This window comes from Rathayibacter sp. VKM Ac-2804 (assembly GCF_009866655.1).
Taxonomy (GTDB): domain Bacteria; phylum Actinomycetota; class Actinomycetes; order Actinomycetales; family Microbacteriaceae; genus Rathayibacter.
In genome coordinates this window covers 1,032,613-1,045,870 of sequence record NZ_CP047420.1, presented here as the reverse complement: position 1 = coordinate 1,045,870, position 13,258 = coordinate 1,032,613, and the positions used below count along the sequence as shown (strand labels likewise).

Sequence of the window (13,258 nt, the reverse complement as noted above, 5' to 3'; positions counted from 1 at the left end):
TCGGACAGCCCTCGCTCGGGTGACACCCGGGCTGTCTACACTCGGGAGGCGAACGACGAGGGAGTGCGCGATGCCGAACGATTCATCCCCGACGAGGGCCGCGGCCCGCCGGGGCGCCCGCCGATCGCCGATCGCAGCGCTCCTCGCCCTGCTCGCAGCCGCCGCTCTCGCGCTCGTGCCGGCCGCCACCGCAGCCGCTGAGCCGCCCGCGACCCTCGGCTCCTCCGTCGTCCTCGACTCGGCCGGAGTCCTCAGCTCCGCGGAGATCGGCGACATCGAGGCGGCCTCCGCCCAGCTCTACCAGGAGCACAGCGTCCAGCTCTTCGTCGCCTACGTCGACACCTTCACCGGCACCACCGGCGACGAGCGCTGGTCCGACGCGACCGCGGAGCTCAACGGACTCGGCACGAACGACGTGCTCCTCGCCGTGGCGATCGAGTCCCGGCAGTACCAGGTGTCCGTCGACAACGGCTTCGCCCTCGACGCCGGCCAGGTCTCCGCGCTGGAGACGGACGACATCGAGCCGCAGCTGGTCGACGGCGACTGGGCGGGCGCCGCCGTCGCGGCAGCCCAGGGCATCGGCACCCGCCTCGACGCGCCGAGCGCGGGCGAGTCGCTCGGCTCCGGCCTCCTGGTCGTCCTCGCCGTGCTGGCCGCACTGCTCGTCGTGGGCGTGATCGTCTGGCTGCTCGTCCGCCGCGCGCGCCGCCGGAAGGCAGCAGAGGCGGTCGAGGCGTCGATCGACGAGCTCGCGACCCGCTCCGGCTCCGCCCTCGTGCACGCCGACGACGCCGTGCGCACCAGCGAGCAGGAGGTCGGCTTCGCGGAGGCGCAGTTCGGCTCGGACGCGACCGGCCCCTTCCGCGAGGCGCTCGTCACCGCGAAGCGCCTCCTCGGCGAGGCCTTCGCCCTGCAGCAGCGGCTCGACGACGCGGAGCCGGAGACCGATCAGGAGCGCCGCGACGGCTACGGCCGGATCCTCCAGCTCTGCGCCGACGCCGAGCAGGTGCTGGACGAGAAGGCGGAGGCCTTCGAGGAGCTCCGCGCCCTCGAGAAGAACGCCCCGGAGGTGGCCGCCCGCCTCACCGCGCGCGCCGCGGAGGTCCGGGCCCGCCTCTCCCCCACCCGCGCCCTGCTCGCCGACCTCTCCACCCGCTACGCCCCGACGGCGATCGACGATGTGGAGGACGACGCCGACCAGGCGGAGGACCGCCTCCGTTTCGCCGACGACCAGGTCGCCGAGGCGCGGACGGCGCTCACCGCCGGCGACTCGGGCCGCGCGGCCGTGCTGCTGCGCGCGGGCCAGCAGGCGGCGGAGCAGGCCTCGGGCCTCCTGGACGCCGTCGCGACCCGCGCCACCGACCTGCAGGAGGCGGAGCGCACCCTCGCCGGCCGGGTCGCCGAGATCCGCGCCGACGCCGCCCAGGGCCGCGCGATCGTCGCGGCCGGCGACTCCGCCGACGCCGCGAGCGCGCCCCTCGTCGCGAACGTGCAGTCCGCGGTCGCTACGACGGAAGCCGCTCTCGACGCCGTCGAGCGCGACGCCGCCGCGGGCCCGCGCGACCCGCTCGCACTGCTGGAGCGCCTGACCGCGGCCGATGCGACCATCGACGCGGCGGTCGGTGGCTACCGCGACGCCCAGGCGCAGCGCGAGCGCCGACAGGCCGCACTCGCCGCCGAGATCGGCGCCGCCCGCAGCCGCGTCTCCGCCGCGGAGGACTTCATCGCCGCCCGTCGCGGGGCCGTCGGCTCGCAGGCGCGCACCCGGGTCGCCGAGGCCGTCCGCTCGGCGGAGTACGCCGCGCAGATCGCGGCCACCGACCCGGCCGAGGCGCTCGCCTCCGCGCAGCGCGCCTCCGCCCTCGCGCAGCAGGCGCTCCAGGCCGCCCGCTCCGACGCGAGCGCCTACTCCGCCCCCGGTCTCGGCGGCGGCTACGGCGGCAACACCACCGGCGCCTTCCTCGGCGGCATCCTCGTCGAGTCGCTCCTCGGCGGCGGCGGCGGCCGACGCTCCGGCTACCGCTCCGGCGGCTTCGGGGGCGGCGGTTTCGGGGGTGGTGGCTTCGGCGGCGGAGGCTCCCGTCGCTCCTCCGGGGGCGGCTTCGGCGGCGGTAGCGGCGGAGGCCGTCGCGGCGGCGGCGGACGCTTCTGACCCGCTCCGGACCACCCGCTCGATCCGACGACCCCCGCTCACAGACCCCGGGCCCGCATCCGCTCGGCCCCCGCCCGCAAGCCCCTCACCCAAGGAGAGACACCATGGCTCAGAAGCAGTCGATCTTCGGTCGCATCGCGCAGCTCGCGAAGGCCAACATCAACGCGCTCCTCGATCAGGCCGAGGACCCGCAGAAGATGCTCGATCAGATGGTCCGCGACTACACCGACAGCATCCGCGACGCCGAGGCCGCCATCGCGCAGACCATCGGCAACCTGCGCCTGCTCGAGGACGACTACCGCGAGGACGTGCAGAACGCGGACGAGTGGGGCGGCAAGGCCCTCGCCGCGAGCCGCAAGGCCGACGAGCTGCGCGCCACCGGCAACGCCGGCGACGCCGACAAGTTCGACGCGCTCGCCAAGGTCGCCCTGACCCGTCAGATCCAGTCCGAGAAGGAGGCGAAGGACGCCGAGCCGACCATCGCCTCGCAGACCGAGGTCGTCGACAAGCTCAAGTCGGGCCTGAACCAGATGCGCGAGAAGCTGAACCAGCTCTCGTCCAAGCGCGACGAGCTGATCGCCCGCTCGAAGACCGTCGAGGCCCAGTCGCAGGTCCAGGACGCGATCAAGAGCATCGACATCATGGATCCGACCAGCGAGGTGAGCCGCTTCGAGCAGAAGATCCGCCGCGAGGAGGCCCGCGTCCGAGGCGCCGAGGAGCTCGCCTCGTCGAGCCTCGACGCGCAGTTCGAATCCCTCGAGGACCTCGGCGAGATGACCGAGGTCGAGGCCCGCCTGGCCGCGCTCAAGACGGGTCGCCCCCAGGACTCGATCGGCTCCTGACCGCTGAGGAGGCTCCGGGCCGACGATCCCCTGATCGGCCCGGAGTTCTCCTCATCGCATACCCCCTCCGGCATGCCTCTCGAAGACTGGCAATCGCCCTGATGCGGGGCCGCACGGCACCCCATAGTGTTGACCTCGGTCGCCCCGGAACCCGGTTGGCCGCAGCCTCGTCCGGCCCCTACCGGCGCGGTGAACACCATGAGCGGACCCGGACCTCCCGGGGATCGCTCACCGAGCGGCCGTCGACGAGGACGGCCACCCCGAACGAGCGAGGCGCCGATGAGCACCCCCACCGCACTGTCCGACGGAAACGTCCCCACCGCCCCCCGGGTCGAGGCCTCCCCCCGGGTCCAGGCCTCCCCCCGTGTCGTCCGCACCCGCCCCCGCGGCGAGGGCAACACGAACCCGACGACCGAGTACTCCGGTCTCCTGAGCACCGTGCGCGACGCGGGGCTGCTCCGCCGCCGCCGCGGCTTCTACTACATCCTCTTCTCCGTGCTGACGCTCGCCCTCGGCGGCATCGTCACCGGCTTCGTCCTGCTGGGGGACTCCTGGTTCCAGCTGCTGCTCGCCGCCGCGCTGGGCATCGTCCTCACCCAGTTCGCCTTCCTCGCGCACGAGGCCTCGCACCGCCAGGTGTTCGAGTCCGGCAAGGCCAACGACGTCGCCGGCCGCACGCTCGCGAACCTCGTCGTCGGCATTAGCTACTCCTGGTGGATGAACAAGCACAGCCGCCACCACGCCAATCCGAACGTGCTCGGCAAGGACCCGGACATCGTCCGCGACGTCGTGTCGTTCACGCCGGAGGACGCGGCGCGCTCGCGCGGCGCGTACGCCTGGCTGACCCGCCGTCAGGGCTACGCGTTCTTCCCGCTCCTGCTGCTCGAGGGCATCAACCTGCACCTGCACGGCTTCCGCACCGTGTTCGGCAAGGGCAAGGTCGACAAGCGCTGGGTCGAGATCTCGATGCTCGTCGCCCGCGTCGGCCTGTACCTCGCCGTCGTCTTCTGGGCGCTGCCGCTCGGCATGGCCTTCGCCTTCGTCGGCGTGCAGATGGCCGTCTTCGGCCTCTACATGGGCGCGTCGTTCGCCCCGAACCACAAGGGCATGCCGATCCTGCCGAAGGAGGCGCGCGTCGACTTCCTGCGCCGCCAGGTCCTCACCTCGCGCAGCATCCGCGGCAACTGGTTCAACGACTACTTCATGGGCGGCCTGAACTACCAGGTCGAGCACCACCTCTTCCCGAACATGCCCCGCCCCGCCCTGCGCGAGGCCCAGGTCATCGCCAAGGAGTACTGCGCGACGCACCAGATCCCCTACACCGAGACCTCGCTGCTCGAGTCGTACGGCATCGTCGTCCGCTACCTCAACCGCGTGGGCCTCTCGGCCGGCGGCGACCCGTTCGACTGCCCCGCCGCCGGCGCCTACGGGCGCTGAGCCGCCGCTCCGCACCGCACGAACGGCGAAGGCCCTCCCCTCCGAGAAGGAGGAGGAGGGTCTTCGCCGTTCCGCGCGTCAGTTCGCGGAGCAGAGGATGAGCGTGCTCGACACGTTCGCCGCCGTCTTCGAGCCGGTCCCGGTGTAGCCGGAGGGCAGCGTCGAGACGGCGTTGAGCTGGAAGGCGACGCTGATCGAGAGCGTCGTGCGGACGGCGATGGTCGCTCCCGCCGGCAGCGGGGCCGTCAGGGTGATCTGACGGGACGTGTTGCTCAGCACGGTCACGGTGGCCGTGCCGCCCGAGACCGAGAAGACGCCGATGTTGGCGACCCCGGAACCGGTGATGATGATCGTCGTGCCGGTCGGCAGCGGCTCCGTGGGGCCCGCCTGCAGCAGGAAGCCGGGGCCGAGCAGACCGAGGGTGCCGCAGGTGCCGCGGAGCGCGTACGCGCCGAGATCGACGATCGACGCCGCAGCGGACGGGGTGGCGACGGCGACGGCGACGACCGGCACGGTCCACGCGGCGGCGGCGGTGACGGAGCGGCGGGTGACCAGGCGGTCGTCATCGGGGCGGGGCGAGGAGTCGTGGGTCACGGTGTGGCCTTCCGGTCGAGGTGAGCGGGCTTCGGCGCCACACCGGCGACAGTGACGGGTGGTCCGGCTCGATCGTCGCGAGACGCCCGGTCCGACGCGAGCACGCGGAGCCCGTCCCCCGTCAGTGGGACGACGGCCGACGAGGAGCGGCTTCTCGATGAGATGCAAGGGGCTTCCGGGCCGCTCGGCGGAGTCCTAGCGTTGCCCCATGAGCAGCTCCGAGAACGACATCGAGACCACCCCCGTCGACCCCGAGGAGACCACCGGCAGCGCCGGCACCGGGAACCCCGCCGGCCTCGACGAGGTCGGCAGCCCGTCCCCCGACGGACCCGACGGCGTCGACGCCGCGGGCGAGGAGCAGAACCCGCCCCTGCCCGACTGGGGACCCACCGACGGCGTCCACGGCACCGACGCGGAGACCGCCGACGGCACCGACGCGTCCGGCACTGCCGGGCACTGAGCGCCACCCTCCCGGGGCCCTCGCACCTCCTCACCGGCACTGCGCCGGCCGGGAGGCGCGGGGGCCCTCCGCCGTCCCTCCGTGTTCGCCGGAACGTCGCCGGAGGCCCCCGCCGACGGCCCTACACTGGCGCAATGCAGCCGAACGAACGCGCCCTCCGGGTGATCTCCTACAACCTCCGGGAGCACCGGGCGCACGGCGAGATCGCCCCCCTCGCCGCCCGTCACGACGTCGACGTCCTCTGCCTGCAGGAGTGCGACACCACGAAGCTCCCGCAGGAGCTCGGCGATCTGCGGCTCGCCTCGGTGACCGCGCGCAACCGCCTCGGCCTCGCCGTCTACTACTCGCACGCCCGTTTCGAGCTGCTCGGCAGCGCCGCGTTCGAGCTCAGCAAGTCGATGCACGACCGCGTGATGTCCCCCGCTCACGAGCGCCTGCTCGCCGTCCGGCTCGAGGACCGCGAGGGCGGATCGATCGCCGTCTCCTCCTTCCACGCCGCCCCGCTCTCGGCCGGCAACGCGCTGCGCCGCAAGCAGATCGGCGAGGCACTCGACCGCCTCCGCGAGTACGCCCCGGAGACGCCGTCGCTGATGGTCGGCGACTACAACTACCCCTGGTTCTTCCGCGGACTCGACCGCAAGATGACGCAGAACGGCTACCTGGTGTCGCGGAGCGATTCCCCGACCTACGCGCGCTACCGCTACTTCAGCGGTCACTTCGACTTCGCGATCAGCGACTCGGTCCGGATCGAGCGGGTCTCGACCCTGCCGCAGGGAGTCTCCGACCACCTCCCGGTCCTGGTCGACGCTCACTACGACGTGCGCGCGGCATGACCGGTCGGGTTCCCAGCGGCGGCCTCGATAGGCTCGTCCGGTGACGACCCTGATCCTCGCCCGGCACGGAGAGACCGTCTGGCACGCCGAGAACCGCTACGCGGGCTCCTCCGACATCGCGCTGACCCCGCTCGGCCAGGACCAGGCGGCGACGCTCGCCTCCTGGGCCGTCGACGCCGAGCTCGACGCCGTGTACTCCTCCACCCTCGTCCGCGCCGTGCGCACCGCAGTGCCCGCCGCCCGGGCCGCCCACCTCGAGGTGCAGCTCGATCCGGCCCTCGTCGAGGTCGACTTCGGCCAGGGCGAGGGGCTGACCAACGCCGAGATGGAGAAGCGCTTCCCGGACGAGTACCGCGCCTGGGTGGCCGCTCCCGCAATCCAGCCGATGCCCGGCGGCGAGTCGGGCCTCGACGCCGTCGCGCGCGCCAACACGGCGCTGGCGCGGATCCACCGCGAGCACCCCGACGGCCGGGTGCTCGTCGTCGCGCACGGCACCCTGATCCGGCTGCTGCTCTGCGCCTACCTCGGCATCAACCCCGAGACCTACCGCCACACCTTCCCCTCGGTCGACAACGTCTCGCTGACGACCCTGCTCTGGGACGAGACCGGCGTCGGCCTGCTCGGCTACAACGTCCCTCCCGTGCAGAAGCAGCGGCGCTCGAGCTGAACGCCGTCCCGCCCGCCCGGGTGAGCGCGGGGTCGATCGGACTCGTGCTCGGCTCGATCGCGAGCGTCCAGCTCGGCGCATCCTTCGCCGTCCTGCTCTTCCCCGCCGCCGGCCCGATCGGGACGGTGACGCTCCGCCTGGTCTTCTCGGCACTGGTGCTGCTCGTCGTCTGCCGGCCGCGGGTCCGCGGCTACTCGCGCTCCGACTGGGCCACCGTCGGCGCCTACGGTCTCGCCCTCGGCGGCATGAACGCCTGCTACTACGAGGCCATCGCCCGCATTCCGCAGGGAGCGGCGGTGACGCTCGAGGTGCTCGGGCCGCTGGTGCTCTCGGTGATCGCCGGCCGGAGTCTCGTCAGCCTGCTCTGGGCCGCCCTCGCCCTCGGCGGTGTCGTCGTGCTCTCCCAGGGCGGCTTCTCCTCGCTCGATCCCGTCGGCGTCGCCTTCGCCCTCGGCGCCGCCGCGCTCTGGGCCACCTACATCGTCTTCGCCGGGCGCACCGGCGGGCGCTTCCCGCGGCTCGACGGGCTGGCGCTCGCACTGACGGCCGGAGCGATCGTCTCGCTGCCGTTCGGCATCGCCACGGCGGGCCCCGCGCTGGTGCTGCCGCCGGTGCTGCTGCTCGGGCTCGCGGTCGCCGTGCTGTCCTCGGCGCTGCCCTACGCCCTCGAGCTGCTGGCGCTGCGGCGGCTGCGCTCGTCGACCTTCTCGATCCTGATGGCGCTGGCGCCCGGCGCGGCGGCGCTCTCGGGCTTCCTCGTCCTGGGCCAGCGGCTGACCGCGATCGAGGCGGTCGGCATCGCCCTCGTCGTGGTCGCGAGCGTCGGCGCGGTGCGCACGGCCCGTCGGGCCTGACCCGGGTCCCGCTGCCGTCGCGGAACGACGGGAGGCGGAGGCCAGGCCGGGGGCGCGGGAGCCGCCCTTCCGGGTCGGGCGGCCGATCGGACCAGGTCACCGTACGCGAGATGTCCCCGGCCTGGTCTTCCCCCGACCGTACTGAGCGCCGACCGGCCCGCCTAGCCGTCGCGGACGGCGTGGCCACAACGGGGGGGGGGGGATCGGCCCCGAGGTCTCGATACGCCGGCTGCGCGAGCTGGTCGCCAGCATGCATCCGCTCAATTCTTTTGTTAGGCTAACTATGTGACTTCGCCCGACACCGACCTCCCCGCCCTCGCCGGCGAGACGCGCATCGCCGTCGGCCGGCTCGGCCGCCGCCTGCGCCAGGAGAAGGCGGAGCACGAGCTGAGCGACGCGCAGTTCGGCGTCCTGGCGCTGCTGCACCGCGAGGGCCCGCGCACCCTCGGCGAGCTGGCCGAGGCGGAGCGAGTCCGTCCGCCCTCGATGACCCGCACCGTCGGCTGCCTCGCCGACGACGGACTCGTCGAGCGCCTCGCCGATCCGAGCGACGGCCGCGTCACCCGCATCCGCGCGACGGCCCGCGGCTCCGAGCTGGTCCTCGACGTCCGGCGCAGCCGCGACGCCTGGCTCATCGCCCGCCTCCGCGAGCTCGATCCCGCCCAGCGCCGGCTGCTGCACGACGCCGCCGCGCTGCTGCGCGAGGTGGCGGACCGATGAGCGCGATGTTCCGCTCGCTCGCGGTGCCGAACTACCGCATCTGGTTCGCCGGTGCGATGGTCTCCAACATCGGCACCTGGATGCAGCGCACGGCCCAGGACTGGATCGTCATCAACGATCTGACCGACCACGACGCGACCGCGCTCGGCGTGACGATGGCGCTGCAGTTCGGCCCGCAGCTGCTGATGGTCCCCTTCTCCGGCTTCATCGCCGACCGTTTCGACCGCCGGAAGCTCCTGATGGCGACGCAGGCCGCGATGGCCGTCCTCGGCCTCGCCCTCGGTCTGATCGTGGTGACGGGGATCGTGCAGCTCTGGATGGTCTACGTCTTCGCGCTGCTCCTGGGCTTCGCGGCCGCGATCGATGCCCCCGTGCGGCAGACCTTCGTCTCCGCCCTCGTCGAGGAGCGCGACCTCTCCAACGCCGTCTCGCTGAACTCCGCCTCCTTCAACTCCGCGCGGATGATCGGCCCGGCCCTCGCGGGCGTGCTGATCGCCGCGGTCGGCTCGGGCTGGGTCTTCCTCCTCAACGCGGCGAGCTTCGTCGCCGTGCTGGTCTCGCTGCGCTTCCTGCACCGCGAGCAGCTGCGCTCGGCTCCCCGGGCGACCCGCGGCCCCGGCGCCCTGCTCGAGGGCTTCCGCTACGTCTCGCGCCGGCCGGACATCGTGGTCGTGCTCTCGATCGTCTTCCTGATCGGCACCTTCGGCCTCAACTTCCCGATCTTCGCCTCGACGATGGCGACGGTCGAATTCGACATGGGCGCCAGCGAGTTCGGCCTGCTCTCCTCCGCCATCGCCGTCGGCTCGGTCGTCGGCGCCCTGCTCTCGGCCCGTCGCGACCGCCCCCGGCTGCGCCTGATCGTCGGCGCCGCGGCAGCCTTCGGCGTCGCACTCGCCCTCGCCGGCCTGATGCCGACCGTCTGGGCCTTCGCGATCCTGCTGCCCTTCGTCGGCATCGCCGCGCAGACGCTGATGACCTCGGCCAACGGCTACGTGCAGCTCTCCACCACCCCGGAGATGCGCGGCCGCGTCATGGCGCTCTACATGGCGATCTTCATGGGCGGCACCCCGATCGGCGCTCCGCTGATCGGCTGGGTCGCCAACGCCTACGGCCCGCGCTGGGCGATGCTGGTCGGCGCCGCCTCGGGCGCGCTCGCCGCCGGCGTCGGCCTCGGCTGGTACCTGCGCACCCGCCGCCGCGCCCGCGCCGGCGAGCCCGCCGCCCAGGAGGAGGTCGCCCTCGTGACGACCCCCGCCCTCACGCCTCGCGCGTGATCTCCACCCGGACGAAGAGCTTCGAGGAGTGCGGCCCGGCGTAGACGCCGCGGAGCGGGGCGATGTCGTTGTAGTCGCGGCCGCGGCCGACGATCACGTGGCGGTCGCCGATGTCGATCAGGTTGGTCGGGTCGTAGCCGCGCCAGGCGCCGCCGCAGAACCACTCGACCCAGGCGTGCGACTCCCCCACGACCGTCTCGCCGATCGCGGCGTTCGGCTTGGGGTGCAGGTAGCCGGAGACGTAGCGCGCGGGGATGCCGGTCGAGCGCAGCGCGCCCAGGACGATGTGGGTGATGTCCTGGCAGACGCCCTCGCGGGCGGTCCACGACTCGGTCGCCGTCGAGTGCACACCCGTGACGCCCTGGCGGTAGGTCATCTCACGACCGATCGTCTCGGCGATCGACAGGGCCGCGTCGCACGGGCCCTCCGCAGCGTCGGCCAGCCGACGGGCCAGCTCGACGAGGTCCTCGGGCGGGGCGGTGCGGTTGGTCTGCTTGAGCTGCTCGACGTACTCGGTCAGCGTCTGGACCTGGTCGTCGAGCTGCTCCCAGCCGACGGGGTGGTCGGGGTGCGCCTTGGGCCGGATCTCGACGAGCGAGGTCGCGGTGAGCGAGAGCTCCTGGTGCGGGTCGAGCACGTCGAAGGACGAGACCCGGGTGCCCCAGTAGTCGGTGTAGGTGTGCGCCGAGGTGACCGGGCGGATGACCAGGTTGGACGAGAGCACGAGCTGCCCGTCCGAGGAGGCGGGGAGCATCCTCGCCTCGTTGTAGGACGCGACGACATCGCCCCGGTAGGTGAACCCCGTCGTGTGCGTGATGCGCAGCCTGCTCACAGCGCCTCCCCGATCCAGCTCGGCATGACATTGGTGGGGAAGTAGCGCTGCCGGATCGCCTCGGAGGCCGACGAGGTCGCCTCCTGCACGCTGTCCATGTGCCGGGGCAGGTCCTCGAGGATCTCGGCGATCGGCCGGTACTCCAGCTCGCTGCGGATCTGGCCGAGCACCCGCTGGGCGTCGCCGGTGTGGCCGACGCGGCCGGTGCGCGGCTCGATGTCGCGCATGCACATCTCGGCGCGCGAGACCGAGAAGAGGATCGAGCGCGGGAAGAGCCGGTCGAGCAGCAGGAACTCCGCCGCGTTGCGCGCGCTCGGCACGCCGCGGTAGGTGCGGAGGTACGCCTCGTACGCCCCGCAGGAGCGCAGGATCGTCGTCCAGGACGGACCGCTCGCCTCGGTCAGCGACCGGGTCGCCAGCAGCCGGGCGGTCATGTCGGCGCGCTCGATCGAGCGGCCGAGGGTGAAGAACTGCCAGGCCTCGTCGCGCGAGGTGGCCGACTCGATGATGCCCACGGCGAGCGCCGAGCGCTCGCGCACCCAGCCGAAGAACTCCGACACCCGCTCCCCCGTGACGCGGCGGGGCATCCGGGTGCGCGTGGTGTTCAGGCACTCCCACAGCTCGGTCGAGACGATCTCGCGGGCACGGCGGGCGTTCTCGCGGGCGGCACCGAGCGAGTAGGCGATCGAGGCGGGGTTCGTGCGGTCGATCGCGAGGATGGTCAGCACGTCGGCGCGGGTGACCTCCTTCATGTCGTCCGGGGCAGTGGAGCCCATCACCGACAGCAGGGAGCGGCAGGCGGTGTCCTCGTCGATCCACGGGTCCTCGAGCAGGAGCTGCAGGTGGACGTCGAGGATGCGGGCGGTGCCGTCCGACCGCTCGATGTAGCGGCCGATCCAGAACAGCGACTCGGCGATCCGGGAGAGCATCAGGCGTCCTCCCCCGCGGCGAGCGTCTGCTGCTGCTGCTGGTCCTGGTCGTGGTTGGCCGCGTCCTGCGGCGACTGGTCGGGCGTGTGGTTGAGCGGGTAGACGATCGGGATCGACGTCGTCACCGCGGCCTGGTCCTCGACGAGGCCCGAGATGTCGTGGGCGTCCGGCTCGGCGGTCTGCTGGCCCTCGAGGCCGACGACCCAGGTGTCCTTCGAGCCGCCGCCCTGCGACGAGTTGACGACGAGCTGGCCCTCGGGCAGCGCGACCCGGGTGAGACCGCCGGGCAGGACCCAGATGTCCTTGCCGTCGTTGACCGCGAAGGGACGGAGGTCCGCGTGCCGCGGCCGCATCCCGTCGTCGACCAGGGTCGGGATCGTCGAGAGCTGCACCACCGGCTGGGCGATCCAGCCGCGCGGGTCGGCCCGGAGCCGCGAGCGCAGCTCGGCCAGCTCCTTCGCGGAGGCGGCCGGCCCGACGACGAGGCCCTTGCCGCCGGAGCCGTCGACCGGCTTCACGACGAGCTCGTCGAGGCGGTCGAGCACCTCCTCGAGCGCACCGGGATCCTCCAGGCGCCAGGTGTCGACGTTCTTGATCACCGGCTCCTCCGAGAGGTAGTAGCGGATCAGGTCGGGCAGGTAGGTGTAGACGAGCTTGTCGTCGGCGACGCCGTTGCCGACCGCGTTCGCGATCGTGACGTTGCCCAGGCGGGCCGCGAGCATGAGACCCGGCGAGCCCAGCATCGAGTCGGCGCGGAACTGCAGCGGGTCGAGGAACTCGTCGTCGACGCGGCGGTAGATCACATCGACGCGGGTGGGGCCGGAGGTGGTGCGCATGAACACCTTGCCGCCGGTGCAGAAGAGGTCGCGCCCCTCGACGAGCTCCACGCCCATCAGCCGCGCGAGCAGGGTGTGCTCGAAGTAGGCCGAGTTGTAGACGCCGGGGGTGAGCACGACGACGGTGGGGTCGTCGACACCCTCGGGGGCGGAGGCGCGCAGGGCCTGGAGCAGGCGGTTGGGGTAGTCGCCGACCGGTCGCACGCGCATCGAGACGAACAGCTCGGGCAGCGTCTGCGCCATCACGCGGCGGTTCGAGATGACGTAGGAGACGCCGGAGGGCACGCGGACGTTGTCCTCGAGCACCCGCCAGTCGCCGACCTCGTCGCGGATCAGGTCGATGCCGGACACCTGGATCCGCACGCCGTTGGCCGGCTCGATCCCGGCGGCCTGGCGGTGGAAGTGGCTGGAGCTGGAGAGCAGGGCGGCGGGGATCACGCCGTCCTTCACCGCGTTCTGCGGGCCGTAGACGTCGGCGAGGAAGGCCTCGAGCGCGCGGACGCGCTGCTTGATGCCGCTCTGCACCTCGTTCCACTCGGCGCTCTCGATCACGCGCGGGACGGCGTCGAGCGGGAAGGGCCGCTCCTCGCCCGCGAAGTCGAAGGTCACGCCCTGCGCGAGGTAGGAGGAGGCGAGCGCATCGGTGCGACCGCGCAGCTCCTCCTGCGTCATCCGCGCGAGCGAGGAGTAGATGTCGCGGTAGGAGTCGCGGACGCCGGCGGGGCCGCTCGTCGCCGCGACATCGGCGAACATCTCGTCCCAGGGTGAGGCGCCCGTGCGGGGCCGCTCGACCTTCTGGGACCCGTATCCGTCGAAGAGGTCACCCAT

At 72.7% G+C, this 13,258-nt stretch carries 13 protein-coding genes; 9 read left to right on the top strand and 4 right to left on the bottom strand.

What is annotated here, in order from left to right:
• Positions 1-70: 70 nt before the first annotated feature.
• From GTU73_RS04825 to GTU73_RS04815, 3 genes are all read left to right on the top strand, one after another.
• The gene (locus GTU73_RS04825; RefSeq protein WP_160087461.1) at positions 71-2,152 is read left to right on the top strand and encodes a TPM domain-containing protein; all 2,082 of its coding nucleotides are present in this window, start codon (positions 71-73) and stop codon (positions 2,150-2,152) included.
• A 104-nt stretch (positions 2,153-2,256) separates the two neighbouring features.
• Positions 2,257-2,994, top strand: a complete 738-nt coding sequence (locus GTU73_RS04820) for a PspA/IM30 family protein (protein WP_160087459.1) — start codon at positions 2,257-2,259, stop codon at positions 2,992-2,994.
• A gap of 279 nt (positions 2,995-3,273) precedes the next feature.
• Positions 3,274-4,431 carry an acyl-CoA desaturase gene (locus GTU73_RS04815; protein WP_160087457.1) on the top strand — a complete coding sequence of 386 codons (1,158 nt, stop codon included), beginning with the start codon at positions 3,274-3,276 and terminating at the stop codon, positions 4,429-4,431.
• A gap of 78 nt (positions 4,432-4,509) precedes the next feature.
• On the opposite strand, the gene GTU73_RS04810 is transcribed toward GTU73_RS04815, so the two are convergent.
• On the bottom strand, positions 4,510-5,025 hold the full coding sequence (locus GTU73_RS04810) for a hypothetical protein (protein WP_160087455.1): 516 nt from the start codon (positions 5,023-5,025) through the stop codon (positions 4,510-4,512).
• A 208-nt stretch (positions 5,026-5,233) separates the two neighbouring features.
• Between GTU73_RS04810 and GTU73_RS04805 the strand changes: the two genes are divergently transcribed.
• The 6 genes from GTU73_RS04805 to GTU73_RS04780 all read left to right on the top strand — a co-directional run bounded on the left by GTU73_RS04805 (position 5,234) and on the right by GTU73_RS04780 (position 9,833).
• A complete protein-coding gene (locus GTU73_RS04805; RefSeq protein WP_123701963.1) occupies positions 5,234-5,485 on the top strand; it encodes a hypothetical protein in 252 nt (83 codons plus the stop codon).
• Positions 5,486-5,619: 134 nt separating this feature from the next.
• Entirely contained in the window at positions 5,620-6,318 is a 699-nt protein-coding gene (locus GTU73_RS04800; RefSeq protein WP_160087453.1) for an endonuclease/exonuclease/phosphatase family protein, read from the top strand.
• A 40-nt stretch (positions 6,319-6,358) separates the two neighbouring features.
• Positions 6,359-6,985: a histidine phosphatase family protein gene (locus GTU73_RS04795; protein ID WP_160087451.1), complete on the top strand. Its 627-nt coding sequence runs from the start codon at positions 6,359-6,361 to the stop codon at positions 6,983-6,985.
• 20 nt (positions 6,986-7,005) lie between these two features.
• Positions 7,006-7,839 carry an EamA family transporter gene (locus GTU73_RS04790; protein WP_244231776.1) on the top strand — a complete coding sequence of 278 codons (834 nt, stop codon included), beginning with the start codon at positions 7,006-7,008 and terminating at the stop codon, positions 7,837-7,839.
• Between the two features lie 285 nt (positions 7,840-8,124).
• The gene (locus tag GTU73_RS04785) at positions 8,125-8,559 is read left to right on the top strand and encodes a MarR family transcriptional regulator (protein WP_160087449.1); all 435 of its coding nucleotides are present in this window, start codon (positions 8,125-8,127) and stop codon (positions 8,557-8,559) included.
• Positions 8,556-9,833 carry an MFS transporter gene (locus GTU73_RS04780; RefSeq protein WP_160087447.1) on the top strand — a complete coding sequence of 426 codons (1,278 nt, stop codon included), beginning with the start codon at positions 8,556-8,558 and terminating at the stop codon, positions 9,831-9,833. Before GTU73_RS04785 ends, GTU73_RS04780 begins: the two co-directional genes overlap by 4 nt.
• Here GTU73_RS04780 and GTU73_RS04775 read toward each other — a convergent pair.
• From GTU73_RS04775 to GTU73_RS04765, 3 genes are read right to left on the bottom strand one after another with little or no spacing between them, the layout of a single operon-like run.
• The gene (locus GTU73_RS04775) at positions 9,817-10,665 is read right to left on the bottom strand and encodes a transglutaminase family protein (protein ID WP_123444952.1); all 849 of its coding nucleotides are present in this window, start codon (positions 10,663-10,665) and stop codon (positions 9,817-9,819) included. The genes GTU73_RS04780 and GTU73_RS04775 overlap by 17 nt on opposite strands.
• Positions 10,662-11,594: an alpha-E domain-containing protein gene (locus GTU73_RS04770; RefSeq protein ID WP_123444951.1), complete on the bottom strand. Its 933-nt coding sequence runs from the start codon at positions 11,592-11,594 to the stop codon at positions 10,662-10,664. Before GTU73_RS04770 ends, GTU73_RS04775 begins: the two co-directional genes overlap by 4 nt.
• Entirely contained in the window at positions 11,594-13,258 is a 1,665-nt protein-coding gene (locus GTU73_RS04765) for a circularly permuted type 2 ATP-grasp protein (RefSeq protein WP_160087445.1), read from the bottom strand. The genes GTU73_RS04770 and GTU73_RS04765 overlap by 1 nt, the downstream gene beginning before the upstream one ends.

Bases quoted from the DNA above. Each gene is read 5' to 3' on its own strand.
- GTU73_RS04780 (WP_160087447.1), top strand. From the start codon at position 8,556: ATGAGCGCGATGTTCCGCTCGCTCGCGGTGCCGAACTACCGCATCTGG.
- GTU73_RS04820 (WP_160087459.1), top strand. From the start codon at position 2,257: ATGGCTCAGAAGCAGTCGATCTTCGGTCGCATCGCGCAGCTCGCGAAG.
- GTU73_RS04825 (WP_160087461.1), top strand. From the start codon at position 71: ATGCCGAACGATTCATCCCCGACGAGGGCCGCGGCCCGCCGGGGCGCC.
- GTU73_RS04805 (WP_123701963.1), top strand. From the start codon at position 5,234: ATGAGCAGCTCCGAGAACGACATCGAGACCACCCCCGTCGACCCCGAG.
- GTU73_RS04800 (WP_160087453.1), top strand. From the start codon at position 5,620: ATGCAGCCGAACGAACGCGCCCTCCGGGTGATCTCCTACAACCTCCGG.
- GTU73_RS04765 (WP_160087445.1), bottom strand. From the start codon at position 13,258: ATGGGTGACCTCTTCGACGGATACGGGTCCCAGAAGGTCGAGCGGCCC.
- GTU73_RS04815 (WP_160087457.1), top strand. From the start codon at position 3,274: ATGAGCACCCCCACCGCACTGTCCGACGGAAACGTCCCCACCGCCCCC.
- GTU73_RS04770 (WP_123444951.1), bottom strand. From the start codon at position 11,594: ATGCTCTCCCGGATCGCCGAGTCGCTGTTCTGGATCGGCCGCTACATC.